This window comes from Haloarcula sp. CBA1115 (genome assembly GCF_000827835.1).
GTDB classification, from domain to species: domain Archaea; phylum Halobacteriota; class Halobacteria; order Halobacteriales; family Haloarculaceae; genus Haloarcula; species Haloarcula hispanica.
Genome location: NZ_CP010529.1, coordinates 533,916 through 552,699, shown reverse-complemented (window position 1 = coordinate 552,699; position 18,784 = coordinate 533,916). Strand labels below are relative to the sequence as shown.

Below are 18,784 nucleotides of genomic sequence, written 5' to 3'. Positions count from 1 at the left end.
GGCGTTACACTTCTTCCGGCAGCGCCGTCGAGCTTCCGAGCTCCTCGTCGATTTCGGCTTCGGCCATCTTCTCGACGAGGGCGTCGATGACCGACTCGCGCCGGCCCTTGACGAACTTGATGGAGCCGACGACGAGGTGGCCGCCGCCGGAGACGCCGCCGCCGTCGACCTCCTCGGTCAGTTCGGTAACCATCCGCGGGATGTCAAGCCGGACGCCGTCCGAGCGCAGGACGGCGAAGTCCGGGCCGTAGCCGATGGTGATGACGGGGTCGCCCGTCTCGGCGACCTTCCGGTCGTGGATTTCGCCGGTCGTCTTGCCCGGCGCGGGGTAGGTAAAGCGGTGGGCATGGTTCTCCACGTCGATCGTGTAGAGGTGCGCGCCGTTGTCGAGGCGCTCGTGCTCGACGTGGCTCATCGCGGCGTCGAGCTGGTCCTCGACGTCGCGCTCGGCCCGGTCGGCGAGGAAGTCGACGACTTCCCCGTGGCGGTCTCGGTCGTCACAGTCGACGTTCAGCACGTCGGTGATGAGCTGTTCGCCGGAGTTGTAGCGCAGCCAGTGGGTCGCGTAGTCCAGCGCCTCGCCGATGTCGCGCAGGTCGGCCTCGTCGTAGTCCTTCTCGCCGGCGAGGTCGATGTAGTCGCGCATCGCCTCTGCCTCGGAACGGTCCGATAGGCCCGCAACCGCGGGGACGTGTCGGAGGTCCTCGGTGAGGTCGGGGTCGATCATCCGGGCGAGTTCGACACACAGCATCCCCGTGGTGATGCGGTAGTCCTCGTCGTGGAGGTACGGATTGACGTGCTGTTCGATGAGCGGCTCGACGGCTTCCGGGTCCGGGTGGTGGTGGTCGACGACGACCACCGGGATGTCGTAGTGCCGGAGGTTACGGTAGGCCGGTGTGTCCTCCTCGGTGGAGCCGTTGTCGAGCATCAGCAGCATCGGGAGCTTCTGGCCGTGGCGGGTACGGTCCTCCAGCGCGAAGTTGAGGTCCCGGGTCACGTCCTCCATCTCGTAGTAGGGGGCCTTGCTCGGCAGGCGCTTGAGGAGGTGCTGGGGCGCGCTGGCGTCCTCGTACTGGGAGGCGATGAACGATTCCAGCGCGACCTGCAGCGGCACGCTCGCACAGAGCCCGTCGCCGTCGGCGTGGTGTCGCATGCGAATCGGGCGGCCCGAAAGCACCGTCTTGCGGAGTTCGGTCGCGACTTCGCGGAGGTCGTCCCACAGCTTCTCGAAGGCGGACCACTCGACCAGCGGCTCGACGTCGGCCGGCTCTGCGGCCTCGGCCAGCGCGGCGTCGAGGTCGCTCTCGATGTCGTCGGCTTCCTCACCGTCGAGGACGGTCAGCGATTCAGCCTCGACCTGCAAGCCGTCGTCGCGCTCCTCGGCGCGCCCGGAGACGCGGACGATGTCGTCGATTTGGACGTCGGGGTGCGCCCGGACGCCGGCCTCCTCGAAGGCGGCACAGGGGACGATACCGGTTTCGTCCCGGACCTGGAACACAGTGGGGCCGCCGGTCTGTTTGATCTGGACGACCTGGCCCTCGATGATGACCGTCTCACCGGTGGCGTCGACGAGGGCGGAGACAGTGGTCGCGTTGCCGTGGGCGACGTGCTGTTCCTCGTAATCGGCGACTCGCACTTCCTCGAAGCTCAGGTCGCCGTCGGGACGGATCTCGCCGAGTTCGACGATGAGGTCCTCGCCCACGTCGTACTGGCCCAGAAGATTAGAGTCGTGGACGAGACCGGAGACAGCGTCGGAGAGATCGACGAACACGCCGTATTCGACGGTGCCGTTGACAGTTGCGTGGTACAGTGCGCCTTCTTCGAGATCGTCGGACGTACATTGGTCCGCGAGATCGTAGACGATGGTCCCGCCGTCGGGGACCGTAGCACCGTCACCGGTGCCAGTTGGCGAAGACATTTGTCAATCCTTCGGTGCTCCCCCGTTTGTACTCTTCGGAATCCGCGGAGGGACGAACACAACGCGTAAAAAGCGTCCGGCCCGACCCCGTGGTATGGGGTTGTTCCGAACGAGCGGGATACTCGGGATCGCGGAGTCCGCACTCGAGTTCGCGCTCGCAGCCTCTGAGGAGGCCCATCCCAACGAGTATATGGGCTTTCTCAGGGGCGATGACGCCAGCAAGCTCGGGCTCGACGACGACGGGACCGTTCTGACCGATGTTCTGGTCATTCCGGGGACGGAGTCGAACCCGGTCAGTGCGACTGTCAAGACGAGCATGGTTCCGAACGACATGCGAGCAGCGGGGTCGATTCACTCGCACCCGAACGGCGTCCTCAAGCCCAGTGACGCCGACCTCGCGACGTTCGGCCGCGGCGACGTTCACATCATCGTCGGCTACCCGTACGGTCGCGACGACTGGAAGGCCTTCGACAGCGACGGCTCGGTCGTCGACCTTCCGGTGCTCGACGTGGAGCCGCCGGAGGAGTCCTTTTTCGATTTCGATCAGGCCGACATCGACGCGGAGCTACGTGAGGAGGAGTTCGATCAGTGACCCGCGTCGTCGCACAGGGAACGTTCGACATTCTGCATCCGGGCCACGTCCACTATCTACAGGACGCCGCCGACATGGGCGACGAACTGCACGTCATCGTCGCCCGCTCGGTCAACGTCACCCACAAGCAGCCGCCGGTCGTTCCGGACGAGCAACGCCGGGAGATGGTCGGTGCACTCAAACCGGTCGACGAAGCACACCTCGGGCATCCCGAGGACATCTTCGTTCCCATCGAGCGCATCGAACCGGACATCATCGCACTGGGCTACGACCAGCACCACGACGACGAGCAACTCGAAGCGGCGCTGTCCGCCCGGGGCCTCGACTGTGATATCTGCCGGGCCAGCCCGCTGGAAGCCGAGGCGGCTGACCGGCTCCTGTCGACAGGCCGGATCATCGACCGGATTGTCGACGAGCGTAGCTGACTCGGTTCCGTAGTCTGCCCACTCTTATCAGCATATTAGCAAAATTATTTTACACCCCTGTATCGCTAATGCAATCACCAGTTGGGACGATACAATGGGGATGGTCACAGTCAACGACGTCGATTCACGGTCGTACCGCGCTGTAGAGATACTGCTGCTCCTGCCGACGCTCCTGTTTGGATTCCTCGGTCTCGGACTGATCGTTGTCGGGATAGGGGGCGAGAGTGTGGGTACCGGGCCCCTCGGGATGGCCAGCATCTTCGGGACGTTCGGCGTCTGGTACCTCGGTGGCATTGTCGTGGCACTGATATCGTGGCTCGTAACGCCGGTTTTCCTCTACTTTGATACAAAGAAAGTGCAGGAAGCAGACGTGGACTGGGACCCGAATCCAGTCCTGTATGCGGTCGCCGGCTTCTTCCTCGGCTACCTGATGAAACTTCACCACCTGTACAAACGCCATCAGTATGTCGTCGACTGGGTCGATCGGGACTGGTGGTGGACGGTTGTCGCTATCGGGGCCGTGCTGCCGCCCGTTTGCCTCGCTCTCGGGGGCGTACTTGTTTCGAGCGGAAGCGTCGGTATCGGACTTGTTTCGATTGGCGTCGGTATCCTCACCGCGGTACCGTTCTCCGTCGCCATCTACCGCGATGCGACCTACGTTCGCCTTCAGTCCGGGACGTGGCAGCCTAATCCGGGGAACTACGTCAATCTCGGTGTCTTTTTCCTGATTCCCGGGCCGATAGTGTACCCTATAATCGGCTGCTACTACCTGTTTCGTCGCCACCGGGCTATCGGGACACTGTAATCGGTGACGCAGCCGTCCCTGTTCCGGGCCGAGATACGAACGTGGTGCTCACAGTTCTTGGAGGCGTGATGTGAGTGATCCCGGTTCCAGTCTAACCCCAGGATTCATCGCACAACAGTGACAGCCGCCTCCGAGACGACGCGCTCACCGGTACTGTCGATGCTGGCCGCAACCGCCAGCGCGTACTCGCCGGACGACGCGTCGTCCGGAACGGCTACGGCCAGATTACCGGTACCCGAATCAGCGACAGGGTCCCAGACTGGCTCGGGCGGGTAGGACTCCCGAACGCTGGTCGGGGCAAAACCGTTCGCAAAACGACGGTTCGCGCGTCAGATCAGGTCGGCCTCGGCGAGGCGGTCGACGGCTTCCTGCAGGCGCTCCTTGCTGTTTGCGTAGGAGATGCGAGCGTAGCCGGGCGTCCCGAACGCGGTCCCGGGGACGGTGGCGACCTGTGCCTCCGAGATGGCCTGGTCGCACCACTCGGTGTCGTCTCCGTCGGGTGCGATTTCGGGCATCATGTAGAACGCGCCCTGTGGCTCGGGGACGTGGACGCCGTGGTCCTCGAACAGGCCCATGAGGAACTCGCGGCGCTCGGCGAAGGCCTGGCGCATCTCCTCAACGGCGTCGTCGGTATTCGTGATGGCCTCAACGCCGGCGTGCTGGACGAAGTTGACGGCACACGAGACGGAGTGGGAGTGGACCTTGCCGGCCTGTGAGACCAGTTCTTCCGGGGCCGCGAAGTAACCCAGCCGCCAGCCGGTCATCGAGTAGGCCTTCGAGAAGCCGTTGAGGGTGATTGTTCGGTCTTCCATGCCCTCAAGCGTGCCCAGCGAGACGGCTTCGACGCCGTCGTAGGTGATCTCCTTGTAGATCTCGTCCGAGATGACCGTGATATCGTGCTCGACAGCGAGGTCACGGACGCCCTCCAGCGCATCGCGGGAGTACACCGCGCCGTGGGGGTTGCCCGGCGAGTTGACGACAAGCAGTTCCGTCTCGTCGGATACAGCGTCAGCGAGGTCGTCGAGCGCGCCTTCAAGCTGGAAGTCGTGGGCGGCAGTGTCGACGCGGGTCAGCGTCCCGCCGGCGAGTTTCGCCATCGCTTCGTAGGACACCCAGGCGGGGTCGAGCAGGGCGACCTCGTCGCCGTCATCGATGATGGTCTGGAAGATCTCGTACAGCGCCTGCTTACCGCCCGGCGTGACGATGAGGTTGTCCGGGCCGTACTGAGTGAGACCGTCATCGTGGAGACTGTCGGCGATTGCCTCCTTCAGTTCGGGGATGCCGTTGGAGGACGTGTAGCCGGTGTGGCCGGCGTCAAGTGCGTCCTTGGCGGCGTCTTTGATGTTCTCTGGCGTGTCGAAGTCGGGTTCGCCGACGCTCAGGTCGACGACGTCTTTCCCCTCGGCTTCCAGCTCTGCGGCCTTGTTGCTGATTGCGAGGGTCGCGCTCGGTTCTACACGTTCGACGCGGGATGCAAAGTCCATAGTCATTGTTCAAGTTCAGTGGCGAGTTCGATTGCGCTCCGGACGGCTGAGTCCCCCTTGTCGGTTCGGGCCTCGGCCTCGTCCTGGCTCATGCCCGGGCCGATGATGCCCAGCGTGACGGGGGTGTCTCGGTCGAGGGAGACGTCGGTCAGCCCCTGCGCGGCGGCGTTGCCGATGATCTGGTCGTGGTCGGTGTCGCCGCTGATGATTGCGCCGAGGACGGCCACGGCGTCGATGTCCGACCGGCGCGCGAGCCGGTCGGCGGCCAGCGGCGTATCGTAGGACCCCGGGACATCAATCGACGCGACAATCTCGGCGTCATTGTCGGCAGCGGCCTCGTAAGCCCCGTGCTCCATCTCCTCGATAACGGCCCCGTGTTTATCATACTGGGCAACAACCAGCCCGAGCTGCACCATACCTGACACCCGGGCAGGGGCGACTAAAGAACTACCGTTCCGTGCTTGCACGGCCACAGGTCGCTACGTCGATATCGGCGACGGGCGGGTAGCTTAAAATCCTGTTATAGAAACCAGAAGGATTCTAATGCCCCATGTGCTTGAGCCAGATATGGCTGAGTCGTCCCTGCTGTCTGCCCTCCACGATTTCCGGGACCGGAGCCGGTCCTGGTTCGCGGACGACCCCGGCGCCGCCGTGAAGCTCGTCGTCGCCGTGACGCTTCTCGGACTCGTCCTCAGAATCGCGGCGCTCGGGAGCCGCGTCGCCCACTTCGACGAGGGCCGCGTGGCCTACTGGGCGCTGCATCTCCGCGATTCTGGGTCGTTCGCGTATCGCTACATCATCCACGGCCCGTTCATTCAACACGTCGATAGCTGGATGTTCACCGTCGCTGCGCCGACCGACTTCACGATGCGGCTCCCGGTCGCGATTGTCGGCGGCCTGCTCCCGCTGACAGCGCTGCTCTTTCGCAAGCACCTCCGGTCCGACGAGACTGTTCTCATGGCTGTGTTTCTCGCACTCAATCCGGTGCTGTTGTACTTCTCGCGGTTCATGCGCAGCGACGTGCTGGTCGCGGCGTTCATGTTCACCGCCTTCGGCCTGCTCGTCCGGTTCGTTGACACTCGGAAGGCGCGGTATCTCTACGGCGTCGCCGCGTTCATGGCGCTCGGGTTCGCCTCGAAGGAGAACGCCATCGTCTACGTGCTAACGTGGCTCGGCGCGACCGGCCTTCTGCTGGCGAAGATGCTCGTCCTCCCGAACGGCTACCGCGACGCCGTCGGCTTCCTCCGGACCGTCCCGAGCCTCGGTGCAATCTGGGGCCGGCTGTCGGGCCGGGCCCGGGCGGATGTAGGGCTCGTTGTCAACATCGTTCGCTCGTTCCGCAACCGCCATGACAGCGCCGCCTCCGTCCTCGCAGCGTACGCGAGCCACATCGTCCTTGCCGCGCTGGTGTTCGGCTTCGTCTCGTTGTTCTTCTACGCCCCGCGGGGGGCCGGTGTCGCGGGCATCGAACACCCGCCAGCACCGGTCGCGAGTGGCGACGTGAACTTCTGGTCCGGCGTGACGAACCCATCGCTGTTCCCGGAACTCGTCCAGACCACATGGGAGCGCGTCGTCGGCCAGTACAGCGAGTGGTTCTCGCCGGCCTCGGAGAAAGCCACGACCACTGAAACGGGCCTAGTCGACTCTATCGAAACGTTCTACGAGAGCGTCGACGGCCACTACGAGGTGCTGCTGAAAGCGCTGGGCTACACCGCCGCCCCGCTGGTCCTGTTCTCGGCGTTCGGGTACGCACTGGACCGGCTCGGAACCGTCGAGCCGCGCCACCTCGTCCCGTTCGCGGCCTACGGCGGCTACGTCTCGATTCTGGGCTACCCCATCGGGACCGACATCGGCGCGCCGTGGCTCGCCGTCCACGTCGTGGTCCCGCTGTCGATTCCGGCCGCCGTCGGACTCGCTGCTGTGATCCGGTGGGGGAACGAATCGCTGTCGACCGACGACGTGACCGGCGCTGCCATCGCCGCTGCCATCGTCCTGCTCGTTACTGCACTCGTCGTCAACACGACCGCAACGCGGGTGTACACCAACGAGCATCTGGAGGGGAACCCGCTGGTCCAGTACGCCCAGCCACAGGAGTCGCTCCGGACGGACCTGGCGGAGATGGACCGAATCGCGACGGCCAACGGAAACGGCACCGATGTCGTCATGTATCACGGAGAGCGCGGCGACGCCTACGACGCCGATGACGCGTACGTCAAAGAAGACCGCGGTCAGTGGAACGACTCGTGGTGGAACACCAGACCGACCTGCTTGCAATGGCACAATTCACTGCCGCTGCCGTGGTACTACGCGGCCGAGGACGTGAACGTTTCCTGTGAGAACCGGTCCGACAGGCTCGCCGAGCAGGCGCAGGCGGACCAGCCACCGATAGTCATCACCCAGCAGATTGACAGCACGGTCCCTGCCGAACAGCTCGAAGCCGCCGGATACGTGCCCAGAACCCACCGGATGCGAACGAAATACGGCTCGAACGACATGACGGTGTGGGTCCACGAGTCCTACGGCCGAGAACCGAACGGTTAACCCTGCTGCTGTGAAAGCGCGCGGTATGACGCTCACGTCACCAGGGCCGACCGTCGGCGTGGTCGGCGGTGGCCAACTCGGCCGGATGCTGGGCGAGGCGGCTGCGCCGCTCGGCCTCGAACTGCTCGTGACCGACCCGACGCCGGACTGTCCGGCAACACCGGTCGTCCGCGACCAGATCGTCGGCGACTTCGACGACGAGGCGACCTTGCGGGAACTCGCCGAGCGCGCCGACTACCTCACGTTCGAGATCGAACTGGCCGACCCCGATGTTTTGGAACGGGTCGCCGAGGAGACGGGAACGCCGATCCACCCCGCTCCCGAGACGCTCCGGACGATTCAGGACAAACTCGTCCAGAAGCGCCGGCTGTCGAACGCTGGCGTTCCGGTCCCCGAGTTTCGCGCCGTCGACACCGCCGCCGACCTCCGTGAGGCCTGCGAGGAACTGGGCTACCCCGCGATGCTCAAGGCCCGGACCGGCGGCTACGACGGCCGCGGGAACATCCGCGTCGAAGGCCCGGAAGACGTCGAGGACGCTGTCGACGACATCGCCGGCCCCGCGATGGTCGAGGAGATGGTCGACTTCGAGCGCGAACTCGCGGTCATGGGCTGTCGCGGTGCGGACGAACGCGATACGTTCCCGGTGACCGAGACCATCCACCGCGAGGAGATCCTTCGGGAGTCCGTCGCGCCAGCGCGAGCATCGAAAGCCGTCCGCGAGCACGCCCGAGACGTCGCGCACGACGTGCTCGACGTGATGGACGGCCGCGGCGTGTTCGGCATCGAACTGTTCGAGACGACCGACGGCGAGATTCTGCTCAACGAGATCGCGCCGCGACCGCACAACTCCGGCCACTGGACTATCGAAGGGTGTCACACCTCGCAGTTCGAGCAACACCTGCGGGCCGTCACCGGCCGGCCCCTGGGGTCGACCGACCAGCGGTTCCCCACCGTCTCGACGAACATCCTCGGGGACGTATCGGAGCGCCAGCCGGCAGCATTGCGGGGCGAAGACGGGATACTGGAGACGCCACGGGCGCACCTGCACTGGTACGGCAAGCGCGAGGTGTACGACCTCCGGAAGATGGGGCACGTAACGCTGACGGCTGACGACCGCGACGGCCTGCTCGCCGACGCGCGCGGCCTCCGTGACGGACTGACTTTCGAGTGACCGCGACGGACTGACACCGGGGTTCTCCACAGTCCGGAACCGAGTGGTCTTTGACTATGCGGTCCTGAGTCACGGTATGGAGCGACGGGATTTTCTCCGTGCGGCCGGCCCGGCGGCGGTCGCAGGGCTCGCCGGCTGCCTCGGCGGTGGGAGCGCTGACACCGACTACGACGTGGGGATGTCCGCGAAGGCGTTTCGCCCGGTTCGCATCGCCGTCGAACCGGGGACGACCGTGCGGTGGCTCAACACGAGCAAACAGGGCCACTCGGTCACGGCCTACGAGGACGACATCCCCGACGACGCCGACTACTTCGCCTCCGGCGGCTTCGACACCGAACAGGCGGCCCGCGACAACTGGGGGAGTTCCTCCGGCGGGACGATGTACGAGGGTGACGATTTCACCCACACCTTCGAGGTGCTCGGCGAACATCCCTACTTCTGTATTCCACACGAGCGAGCCGGGATGGTCGGGACCGTCGTCGTGACCGAAAACCCCGAAACGGCGACGAGCGGCGAGTAGCGACACTGTCGCTTTTGCCGAGTCTTTTTCCTGTCTGCGCTGAGTGGGTCTTCTACGCGCTGTTTTGCGGTATCGGTCGCTAACTCGTGTCCGTCGTGTGAAACATACGTCGGAGAGTAGACTCACGCCTGCCGCGTCGCTAGGGCTCGTTCTCTCACTCCGGCCGAAAAATCGAACGTCGGTGCTGGAACGCGTTAGGCTTCGACGTCGACGTCTTCCTCGTCCACGTCGACGGCCGTCTCCTCTTCGGCGGCGACTTCTTCGGGCCGCGCTTCGAGCGTGGTCTTCTTGATCTCGACGCGTCGGAGCGGGTAGATGTCCTTGGCCTCGCCGTAGATAGCCGAGGAGAGACGCCCTTCGACGACGCTGTCGATCAGCTGTTCGAAAGTGCGGTCTTCGGCCGTCTCGCGGACGAGGTCGATCATCGTCCGGCGAATGGCCTTCTCCTGAGAGGCGTCGGCCTTCTTCGTCGTCACGGCGACTGGCTGAATCTGGACGCGGTAGTCGTCCGTGGTCAGCACGGTGATGTAGGCCTCGACCTTCGAGGAGCCGCGGCGGACGAGCGAGCGGAGGTAGTCCCGCGTGAGTTCGTGGCGGATGAACTCCGTGTACGCTGAGTCCGAGGCAACCTCGTTGATCTTGAAGGTCAGCTTCGTGTTGTTCTCGCTGGCGTCGTTGGTCAGTTCGCCGAGCGTTGTTTCGATGGTGCGTCCGAGCACCTTGTCCGGTTCGTCTGCCGGTGTCTTACCGAGAACCTCCCGGTCGAACTGCTCGGGAGCCTGCACGGTGTACCACCGTTTCTGTTCTGCGCGCTTTGAAACGCTTCGTTCACTCATGATTGGATTGTGTGTGTTGGTCTGCGAGCTGTGCTGCAACCCGGATGTTGACGACGTAGTCGTCGACGGTCGCCTGCAGGCCGCCGGTCGAGTCGCGCTCGACGGTGGTGACCACCGCGTCGCCCTCGACGCGCGTGGTCATCTCGTCGGTGTTGTCGGGCCGCACCGCGCGTGCGATGCGTTCGGGCGAGTCGTGCGTCGTGCGAATCTCCGCCCGTCTCATACTGCCTCCCGGAACGCTTCGATGAAGTCGGCCGTCGAGGCGTCGAACCGAGCGCGTGCCCGGTCGCCGGTCCCGACGGCATCGCCGCCGACCGTCTCGGCGGCAGCGTGCATCGTTTCGGCGACGTCCCGGCCGTCCGTGGCGCGGGCCGCGGCCTCCGTGTCGGTGACGACGAGCGTCACTGGCTCCGGAGCGCGGAAGTCCGCGAACAGTCTGGCGACGGTGCCGGTCGGCATCGCGTCGCCGCGGGCGACGAACAGACCGTCGTACCGCCCTGTGGTCGCCTCGGAAACTGCTTCGTGGGCGCGCGTGGCGTGCGAGCGCCAGGCGGCCAGGGCGTCCTCGCGGACGGCCTCGTGGCCGAGTGCGAGCGCGACGGCAGTGCCGGGCTCTTCCCGAGCGACGGCGTCGAGCACGTCGGCGTAGCCGCCGACCGTCTCGAAGGGGCCGCCCACCGTTGGTCGGAGCGCGCGCTGGACCGCATTGGCGGCCCGAGGCGGCGCGTCCGCAGTGACGGCCAGGGCGACCAGCGACGCGAGGCGTCGGTGGTCGTCGGCCGAAAAGTCCGCAGACTGAATCCGGTCCGCGTCGAGGCCCAGGTCGGCGAGCGTGGCCCGCGCTGCGTCGGCGTCGCCCGAGAAGGGCGCGACAAACAGCGTCGAGTGGGCCAGCCCGTCCGCGAGGTCCGTGCCCGGCACTGCGACGCCGGGTCGGCGGTCGAGCCCTGCCTGCTCGGCGCCTTCGGCGACTGTCCCGTCAACGTCCCCGGCAGCAATCGTGCCAGCCAGGGCGAGCGCGGCGTCGGCCGTGCCGAGTTCGCGAGCGGTCTCGAAGGCGGTCGCGGCGGCGCGGTCGGTCAGCGTCACGTCGGCAGTCGGCTGCGTACGACCGATGGCGACAGTGATGTCGGTCTCCGTGGTCCGGTCAGGGTCCTCGAACGGGCGGACGACGCTCGCCTGAAACGGCGTGTCACCGAGCGCCCGCGCCAGCAGGCCAGTCGCAGCCAGCGCCTCGCCGGTCGCGTCGCTGACGAGGCGCACAAAGGCGGCCTCCCGCAGCGACCCGGCGAGGTCACCGGGCGACGTGGCTGGCGTCGGTTCCCGACCGGTCGCCGACATCTATTCGAGACCCAGCGCTTCGACGGCGTTGTCGTAGCTGTAGGTGAAGTCCTCGTCGACCTCGTCACCGCGGTAGTAGTCGATGAGGCGTCGGATCTTCGACTGCGTGTTCTGGAGCGCACGCTTGTTCTGGTAGTCACCGGGGTTCTCGTCCATGTGGTCGCGAAGGCGGACGGCCCGCTCGAGCAGGTTCCGAAGGTCTTCCGGCAGGTCCGGCTCAGCTTCGTTCTCCTCGAGGATCTCGGTGACTTTCTTGCCGGTCGCGAGCGAGACGTCAGGGATCGGCGTGCCCTGAACGCCCTCGTCGCGCAGCTTCAGGCCGATCTCGCTGGGCGAGTGGCCCTGTTCGGCCAGTTCGACGACGCGCTCTTCGATGGCGTCCTCGTCGACGTCGCTCCACTCCGGGGGTTCGTCTGCCGCCGGTTTGTCCGAGTCGGACGAACCGCGACGGCGTGTATGCATTCGTGCCATTGTAATCTGGTTGGAACCGCACGAACCGCTCTCGTTACGAGGCGTATTGGCACTGTACAGTGCCGAACACGGCCGCAATCCCGAGCTGTGAAAGTCCACAGCGAGTCAGATTTGCGGTCGTGCTGTTCCCATCTCCCTGTCTGAGAGGGCGCGACTAAACCGTTCCGCTTCCCGGTCGCGTCTCGAAACGAGGATAGCCGCGAAACCCGTTTCACAGCCGAGCGGCTTCACAGTATTACGATTGATAACTCGCCCTGCTTCTTTAAGTGAGTTGTTAGAGTAGATATGCGTAGTATGGGTAGCGCAGGGCGGAGACTCGGCAGTCGCGGGCAGAGTGCTCCGCTCGGGCTAGCGCTGGTTTTTGCGGTGATGATTATATCGACGACGGCGGTCGTCGCACTGGGTGCTGACGCAATTACGAGCACGCAGACGCAACTCGACGCGGAACGAACGGAAAAGTCGCTGACGGAACTCAATTCCAAAACCGCGCTCGTGGCACTGGGACAGACGGACGTACAGCAGGTCTCACTTCCTGCGAGCAGTTCGAGCACCTATCGTATCGACGAGGACGCTGGGTGGATGAACGTCTCCTATCAGAATACAACGTCCGGGAGTCGGACGACCGTATTCAACGAATCGATGGGTGAGGTGGCGTATCACGGCAGTGACGAGACGCGACTCGCGTATCAGGGCGGCGGCGTCTGGCGGTCCAGCGGTGACGGAACGTCGGTGATGGTGTCCCCGCCCGAGTTCCACTACCGGGACGCGACGCTGACGCTCCCCCTGGTGACAGTGAGCGGGTCCGGGACAATCAGAGACCGCGCGTCGATCACCCACAACCGAACAACGTCGCACTTTCCGAACACCACGCGAAACGCGAACTTCACGAACCCGCTGGAAGACGGGAAAGTCAACGTTACCCTCCAAAGCGAGTACTACCGCGCGTGGGGCGGGTACTTCGAGGAGCGAACGGACGGTGATGTGACGTACCACCCCGACAGCAGTCGTGTTTCGATCGTTCTCAAGGTCCCTGCAGGGCCGCGAAAAGTCCGGAACGCCGTCGCCGCGACGAGTGATTCCGGGTCGATCAAACTGAGCGGGAACGATGCATTTACCGACAGCTATACCTCGGCAGACGGGGACGGGTACGACGCCTCCGAGGCCGGTGACGGCGGCGATCTCACGACGGCAGGTGATGTCATCGTCACCGGGAGTGCGGAACTGAATGGAAACATCACCTCGGGCGGTCGCGTCGAATTCAGTAGTAACTCGATGACGTTCAACGGTGACCGGGTAGAATGGGCGGACGCATTCGACGACAAACACGGAGCGTGTTCCGGCTCTTGTTCCGACGAGCAGATCAGTTCGTTCGGTGATACCACCAATATCAACTCCCATGTCGACACACAGGTCGACGACCTATCGTCGTCGAACGATAACGGGGGAACGATAGCCGACGACGGCGTCATCGACGGGACCGAGGGGACGACGACCCTGTCCGCGGGCCGCTATCACGTCGACAGAATCGACCTCAGTGACGACGTGGAGTTCGACACGACTGGTGGAAACGTAATCATTGGCGTCGAGAACTACGTGAGCCTCAACACCGGAAACGATATCACGGTGTCCGGCCCGAATCAGGTGAAGATTTACGTAAAAGGCGAGTCGCCCGCGTCGGGCGGGAGCGCTGACGGCTATCACTTCTTCACACGGGCGAGTGAGATCAGGACAACCGGGGCGGTCAGTGAGCGGTCGACGCAAGTGTGGATCTACGGCAAAGATAATCTCCAGGCCCGGATGGAGAAGAAAGGGTCAGACAAGTCCAAAGTCACTGGCGTCATCTACGCGCCGGGGGGAAAGACCGGAACGAGCAGGTTCGAGATATGGAAGAGCGAACTCTACGGCGGTGCGGTCACCAGCCAAGTCGAACTGGAAAAGGGTGGCAGAGTCCACTTTGACCGGGCACTCAAACAAGAGCGTACAATTCCCAAAGACACGAGCGTGGTTGCGATCACCTATCTCCACATCTCGACGAACGACGTCAACATCACGTCCAATTGACCGCCGACACACCTCACTTCATCACTACCAGAAATGGTAGCACTTAGCGTCGGTCGGTTTTTGTTGTGGCTGCCATAGACAGTCGCTGGTAGCGACTATTGACGGGACGGCCAGCAGCCTTATCAGCTGTGATAACTACTGTCGGATAATGCGATTCCCCTGGGGTCAGGGTCGGGGTCAGCAACGGGCACAATCAGCCCCGCTCGGGCTGATACTGGTTCTCAGTCTCGTCATCGTCGGTTCCGGCGTCGTTGTCAGCCTGGGAGCGACGGCGCTGGTCGATACTGAGGCCGGGCTCGACGTCTCCCGGGCGGAGACGGGGATGACCCAACTGGACTCCCAGGCGGCCCTGGTGGCGCTTGGGAACGCCGACAGCCAGCGGGTGTCTCTCGTCGGGACGGACAGATCCACGTACCGAATCGACGACACTGCCGGTCGGATGACCGTCAATATCACCAACCACTCTGCTTCGCCCCCGACCACCGTCACGCTGATGGACGAGCGCCTCGGCGCGGTTGTCTACGAAAACGGGAACCAGGAAGTCGCCTATCAGGGCGGCGGGGTGTGGCGGCGCTCCGACAGCGGCAGTGTCATGGTTTCACCGCCGGAGTTCTACTACCGCGACGCGACGCTGACGCTCCCACTCATCACTGTCCGTGGCGACCGGTCGCTTGGCTCACGGGCGAGCATCTCGAAGGACGGCACGACGCAGGTGTATCCCGACCAGGCAGCTGGGAACATCAATCCGCTGGATACCGGGACGGTCAACATCACCGTCCAGAGCGAGTACTACCGGTCATGGGGGCGCTACTTCGAAGAGCGGACCGACGGTGACGCGTACTACGACCACGAAAACGACAGCGTGACCACGACGCTGGTCGTGCCGACGGGGCCGCGAGAAGTGACGAGCGCCATCGCGGCCACGTCCGCCGGCGGACAGATTACGCTCTCCGGTAGCGGTACCGACCCCGCTCGAACGGACAGCTACAACTCGTCTGTCGGCGACTACTCGACCTCACGGGGGTCGTTCGGAACGATCACCACAGCCGGTGACGTGTACGTGAAAGGAAACAGCGAGGTGGACGGCTCCGTTCGATCCGGTGACCGTGTCGAAGTCAAGGGAAGCGGCGTCGTCACCCGTGACGTGGAGTACTCGACTACCAAGCACATCAAGGGCACTGTCAACGGCGATGTCAGACAGATCTCGGGCGTCGAGGGAGCCGGCGCTATCGACGGCCTGGTGAACCGGCGAGTCGCCAACGCAAGCGATACCAATGACAACGGCGCGACCAGCAGTATTTCGGGGAACCAGCTCGACAGCGGCGACCAGACGCTGGGCGCAGGCACCTACTACTTAGAAGACCTGACACTGAGCGGCGAGACGCTGACGATTAACACTGGTGGTGACGACGTGACCATCGCCGTCCGGGACTACGTCTACATCGAGAACAACGGGCAGATAAAAGTCAACGGTGGCGGGAAAGTCCGCCTCTACGTCAAAGGCGAGGCAACGTCCGCCAGCGGTCACCACTTCCACATCTATCGCACCGGGGACGTCAACATCGACAACGCCAATAACTCCAAGCAGTTCTGGGTGTACGGTCAGTCGGACTTCGACGCCGTCATCGAGGGGGACACCGATACTCCGCAGTTCGAGGGCGTGATTTACGCACCCGCCGGCGGCGTCGGTGCCAGCAGCGTCTCACTCAAGAAGGCGGAGCTGTACGGCGGCCTCGTCGCCGGGTCAGTCACGGTGGATAACGGCGGACTGGTCCACTACGACCGGGCGCTCAGAAACGAGCGGGCCGTCCCGAAGAACACGAACATCATCCGGCTGACGTACCTCCACGTCTCGAAGAACCGGATCAACGTGACCAGCGGGTAGTCGACCGGCTACTGGTCGATGTCGACCGCAATGTCGTGGTAGACGACGTACGTCCGCTGGATGCCGCCGGAAGACGACGTGAAGTTACACCAGCCGTCGGCCCCACAGGCGAACCCTTCCTGCTCGAAGTACGACTGCCAGAGTGCCTCGCGCTGTGGAGTCGAGTCGACACTGACGTTGACGTGTTCAATGTTCCCACCGGTATCGGCGAACGAGACGTTGCTGCTCCGGTGGTTCGTCCGGACGAGCACCGTCGACCCGCCCAGGCTCTGCTGGCCACTGGCGGTCGTGCCGACCACGGTGATGAGCACGCGGTCGTCTGAGACGAGTATCGGTGGCGTCCGTTTTTGTATTCCGCTGTCCCGGTTCGTCCGATACACTGCCCCTGCCTCGTAGACGAGCTCTCGCTCCTGGTTGCCGGCGTAGATTATCGGTCGTATCTCCCAGGTCCCGACGTCTTTGGGGGCAGTCCCGTCGTGGACCTGTACCGATATCGTCGTGTTTTCGCCCGTCCTGAGCGTGGCTTCACCGAGGCTGACCTCCGTCGCACGGCTCGGCGCGCCCTGTTTGTGGAGGTCCGCGATGTTGTCGGAGAGCACGTCGAACGCCCGTTCGGCGTTCTCCATCTGCTCCGCGTCCCGAGCGTTCTGTAACGCCCCCAGCCCGCTCACTGAGACGAGTATTATCGATGCCACGATGAGGCTGAACACCAGGGCGAAGCTCAGCACCTCACTTACGGCGCGGTCAGCCATCTCGCACCTCCAGTTGATCGTTCGATTCGTCGTAGAACACGGTTATAACACCGCCGCCAGCACTGGAGTCCCCTAGGTCTGTCCGGGTTTTGAGCAACACAGTCACCGACACGTCCGGCGACGTCGATTCGAGCGCGAGTTCATCGGCGCCGGCGTCAATCGAAACCCGGTAGCCGGTTCCACTCACCCGCGCCGGGAACGTGTGATTCAGCCGCGCAGTCGGGTCGTCGTCGGCAGCGACCACCAGCCGGTCGATACGGGCGATGTCGGCGGCGACCTGCTGTCCGACGACCTCGAGTTCGTCCCTGATGACCTGCTCCTGCCGATTCTCGACGAAGTTGCCGCCGGCAATGAGGAGCCCGGACACCAGAATCGAGGCGATGGCCAGGCTCAGCGTGTAGCTCAGCGTCGTTGAGACGGCACGGTTACGACGCATCTGGCTCACCCGGGGCCACCCGTATCTTTGCCTCGTACCGGAGGTTCGACGTGTCGTAGCGGTAGCGGACGGTCACATCGTAGATTGCGGTTGTGCTGAACGGCGACGCGGGCGCTGTATCGAGCGTGTAGGCCCGCTTGCTATCGCGGACAACCATCGAGTAGTTCCCCCTGATCTGGTCGCCCGACTCGTAGCTGATGTTGTATTCGTCGCCGACACCGTGAGCGAACCGCCCGTCGAAGCTCCCGCCCTGGAGCGCGAGACACGGCTCGCCCTGGACTGTTCCGCCGGTCACGTCGATGTGGGCGTACGGCTCCTCGATAGGGACAGCACACGTCTGTGTGCCACTCGGTGTGTCGACTTCCACGTTGACCGTCCCGCTGGGTCCGACGTCACCCCAGACCCGCATCGTCCATTTCGGGTTGCCGCCGGTGCCGTTCGCTACGACGACGAACTCACTTCCCGAACTGGGGAGCTGTGTCGCGTTGATGACGAACCGTCTGGTCGCGTTCGTTCCGTCACCCGGGCGCGTGACCCGCTCTCTGACCATCCAATCGGCGCTCGGTGTCGCCTCGCCGGATTCGAACAATGACGTGTTGGTCTGGGCGATCCGCGTGCCGTAGGTCGGCGGGCCGGCGAGTGTGACGTTCACCAGCGTCCCGCTCGTGACCCGCTGGCGTTCCGTCTGTGTACTGACGGTCCCGATGCTCTCACGCACACCGGTTTCGAGTGTTGTTTGGGTCGAGTAGTTGTACTTGTTCGCCGCGGTGATGCCGCCCCCGACGTTTGTCTCCACCATCGCCCGCATCTCCAGCGCGTCGTTGCTCCCGGCGACCTCGCCCCGACTCGCGAGGTTCTGCGTGTAGATCGCGGAGTTGACGACCAGCGCAAGCCCGATGAACGTCACCGCCAGGGCCAACGCGGCGATGAGGATTATCTGTCCGCGGTCGTCGTCGTTCAGATGCGCCACGCGACCACCTCTACGCTGACCGTGTTGTAGACGTTCTTTCCAGTGTCCGAAACCGTATAATCGGTCGCTGGGTCACCGAGCCGCGTGCTGTTGCGCGTCCCGTCCGCATCACGCAGGTGGTCGTCGTCCATGAGCGTGATTGTGTGGCTCGCACGCACCGCGTTGTCGCTCGGTTCGCCGCTGTAGATGTATCGTGTCGTGACGGTTCGCTCCTGCGTGTTCTGGAACCTGAGATAGACGTTGTACGCGATTCCCCGCTGGTCGAATGCGCGTTCTAACAACTCCCCGAATCGATTGTCCGGCGGCCCGTTCGTGTAGTACTCCCGACCGCCGGCCGTGTTGTGGAACTGCGCCGTGCTGTTGTCCCAGTAGAGCACAGCCGGTTTCAGTGCGTCTTCTGCCGCCGCGGAGGCGAGGACGCCGTGGCCGATTGCCTGCTGCTGGTTCTCGATGTGCTGACTCGACGTGCTCGCGGACAGCGGCGTCACCGCCGTCATCTGCAGCGCGAACACCAGGCTCGCGAGTAACAGCATGCCGCTGACGATGGCTTCGAGCGTGTGTGCCTGCGCGCGCATG

The 18,784-nt window shown here is 64.2% G+C and carries 20 protein-coding genes; 9 read left to right on the top strand and 11 right to left on the bottom strand.

All coding sequences use genetic code 11. The features are described from left to right. Nucleotides 1-4: 4 nt before the first annotated feature. A complete protein-coding gene (locus SG26_RS02580) occupies nucleotides 5-1,918 on the bottom strand; it encodes a DHH family phosphoesterase (protein WP_050036761.1) in 1,914 nt (637 codons plus the stop codon). 94 nt (nucleotides 1,919-2,012) lie between these two features. Here SG26_RS02580 and SG26_RS02575 point away from each other — a divergent pair, with 94 nt between their 5' ends. From SG26_RS02575 to SG26_RS21485, 4 genes are all read left to right on the top strand, one after another. Continuing rightward, nucleotides 2,013-2,510: a Mov34/MPN/PAD-1 family protein gene (locus SG26_RS02575; protein ID WP_014040778.1), complete on the top strand. Its 498-nt coding sequence runs from the start codon at nucleotides 2,013-2,015 to the stop codon at nucleotides 2,508-2,510. After that, a complete protein-coding gene (locus tag SG26_RS02570) occupies nucleotides 2,507-2,935 on the top strand; it encodes an adenylyltransferase/cytidyltransferase family protein (RefSeq protein ID WP_014040777.1) in 429 nt (142 codons plus the stop codon). Before SG26_RS02575 ends, SG26_RS02570 begins: the two co-directional genes overlap by 4 nt. A gap of 94 nt (nucleotides 2,936-3,029) precedes the next feature. Continuing rightward, complete coding sequence (locus tag SG26_RS02565) at nucleotides 3,030-3,740, top strand: hypothetical protein (RefSeq protein WP_225308096.1); 711 nt, start codon at nucleotides 3,030-3,032, stop codon at nucleotides 3,738-3,740. A 117-nt stretch (nucleotides 3,741-3,857) separates the two neighbouring features. Then, on the top strand, nucleotides 3,858-4,016 hold the full coding sequence (locus SG26_RS21485; protein ID WP_154020849.1) for a hypothetical protein: 159 nt from the start codon (nucleotides 3,858-3,860) through the stop codon (nucleotides 4,014-4,016). Nucleotides 4,017-4,069: 53 nt separating this feature from the next. Here the strand turns inward: SG26_RS21485 and SG26_RS02560 are convergent, their stop codons facing one another. Continuing rightward, on the bottom strand, nucleotides 4,070-5,230 hold the full coding sequence (locus SG26_RS02560) for a pyridoxal phosphate-dependent aminotransferase (RefSeq protein WP_004957075.1): 1,161 nt from the start codon (nucleotides 5,228-5,230) through the stop codon (nucleotides 4,070-4,072). Continuing rightward, entirely contained in the window at nucleotides 5,227-5,640 is a 414-nt protein-coding gene (ribH, locus tag SG26_RS02555; protein WP_007190811.1) for a 6,7-dimethyl-8-ribityllumazine synthase, read from the bottom strand. The genes SG26_RS02560 and ribH overlap by 4 nt, the downstream gene beginning before the upstream one ends. Before the next feature lie 151 nt (nucleotides 5,641-5,791). Here ribH and SG26_RS02550 point away from each other — a divergent pair, with 151 nt between their 5' ends. The 3 genes from SG26_RS02550 to SG26_RS22185 all read left to right on the top strand — a co-directional run bounded on the left by SG26_RS02550 (nucleotide 5,792) and on the right by SG26_RS22185 (nucleotide 9,456). Then, nucleotides 5,792-7,765 (top strand): flippase activity-associated protein Agl23, encoded by a 1,974-nt coding sequence (locus tag SG26_RS02550; RefSeq protein ID WP_050036759.1) that lies wholly within the window; start codon nucleotides 5,792-5,794, stop codon nucleotides 7,763-7,765. 25 nt (nucleotides 7,766-7,790) lie between these two features. Beyond that, complete coding sequence (locus SG26_RS02545) at nucleotides 7,791-8,936, top strand: 5-(carboxyamino)imidazole ribonucleotide synthase (RefSeq protein ID WP_050007150.1); 1,146 nt, start codon at nucleotides 7,791-7,793, stop codon at nucleotides 8,934-8,936. Between the two features lie 232 nt (nucleotides 8,937-9,168). Then, a complete protein-coding gene (locus SG26_RS22185; RefSeq protein ID WP_369804294.1) occupies nucleotides 9,169-9,456 on the top strand; it encodes a plastocyanin/azurin family copper-binding protein in 288 nt (95 codons plus the stop codon). Nucleotides 9,457-9,650: 194 nt separating this feature from the next. On the opposite strand, the gene SG26_RS02535 is transcribed toward SG26_RS22185, so the two are convergent. Genes SG26_RS02535 through SG26_RS02520 form a run of 4 tightly spaced genes read right to left on the bottom strand, consistent with a single transcriptional unit; the run spans nucleotide 9,651 to nucleotide 12,104 of the window. Beyond that, nucleotides 9,651-10,292 carry a 30S ribosomal protein S3ae gene (locus SG26_RS02535; protein ID WP_050007149.1) on the bottom strand — a complete coding sequence of 214 codons (642 nt, stop codon included), beginning with the start codon at nucleotides 10,290-10,292 and terminating at the stop codon, nucleotides 9,651-9,653. Continuing rightward, nucleotides 10,285-10,515 (bottom strand): KEOPS complex subunit Pcc1, encoded by a 231-nt coding sequence (locus SG26_RS02530; RefSeq protein ID WP_050036758.1) that lies wholly within the window; start codon nucleotides 10,513-10,515, stop codon nucleotides 10,285-10,287. Before SG26_RS02530 ends, SG26_RS02535 begins: the two co-directional genes overlap by 8 nt. After that, complete coding sequence (locus SG26_RS02525; protein ID WP_050036757.1) at nucleotides 10,512-11,633, bottom strand: hypothetical protein; 1,122 nt, start codon at nucleotides 11,631-11,633, stop codon at nucleotides 10,512-10,514. The genes SG26_RS02530 and SG26_RS02525 overlap by 4 nt, the downstream gene beginning before the upstream one ends. Continuing rightward, nucleotides 11,634-12,104 carry a 30S ribosomal protein S15 gene (locus SG26_RS02520; RefSeq protein ID WP_008313088.1) on the bottom strand — a complete coding sequence of 157 codons (471 nt, stop codon included), beginning with the start codon at nucleotides 12,102-12,104 and terminating at the stop codon, nucleotides 11,634-11,636. 369 nt (nucleotides 12,105-12,473) lie between these two features. Between SG26_RS02520 and SG26_RS02515 the strand changes: the two genes are divergently transcribed. Beyond that, on the top strand, nucleotides 12,474-14,165 hold the full coding sequence (locus SG26_RS02515; RefSeq protein WP_014040767.1) for a hypothetical protein: 1,692 nt from the start codon (nucleotides 12,474-12,476) through the stop codon (nucleotides 14,163-14,165). Between the two features lie 148 nt (nucleotides 14,166-14,313). Beyond that, nucleotides 14,314-16,050, top strand: coding sequence for a polymer-forming cytoskeletal protein (locus tag SG26_RS02510; protein ID WP_050036756.1), 1,737 nt, complete (start codon nucleotides 14,314-14,316; stop codon nucleotides 16,048-16,050). An 8-nt stretch (nucleotides 16,051-16,058) separates the two neighbouring features. Here SG26_RS02510 and SG26_RS02505 read toward each other — a convergent pair whose 3' ends face one another. From SG26_RS02505 to SG26_RS02490, 4 genes are read right to left on the bottom strand one after another with little or no spacing between them, the layout of a single operon-like run. Beyond that, nucleotides 16,059-16,802, bottom strand: a complete 744-nt coding sequence (locus tag SG26_RS02505) for a hypothetical protein (protein WP_050036755.1) — start codon at nucleotides 16,800-16,802, stop codon at nucleotides 16,059-16,061. Further along, a complete protein-coding gene (locus SG26_RS02500; RefSeq protein ID WP_008313095.1) occupies nucleotides 16,795-17,238 on the bottom strand; it encodes a hypothetical protein in 444 nt (147 codons plus the stop codon). Before SG26_RS02500 ends, SG26_RS02505 begins: the two co-directional genes overlap by 8 nt. Beyond that, nucleotides 17,228-18,208: a hypothetical protein gene (locus tag SG26_RS02495; protein ID WP_014040764.1), complete on the bottom strand. Its 981-nt coding sequence runs from the start codon at nucleotides 18,206-18,208 to the stop codon at nucleotides 17,228-17,230. Before SG26_RS02495 ends, SG26_RS02500 begins: the two co-directional genes overlap by 11 nt. Beyond that, a complete protein-coding gene (locus tag SG26_RS02490) occupies nucleotides 18,196-18,783 on the bottom strand; it encodes a hypothetical protein (protein ID WP_014040763.1) in 588 nt (195 codons plus the stop codon). The genes SG26_RS02495 and SG26_RS02490 overlap by 13 nt, the downstream gene beginning before the upstream one ends. Nucleotide 18,784: the final 1 nt, after the last annotated feature.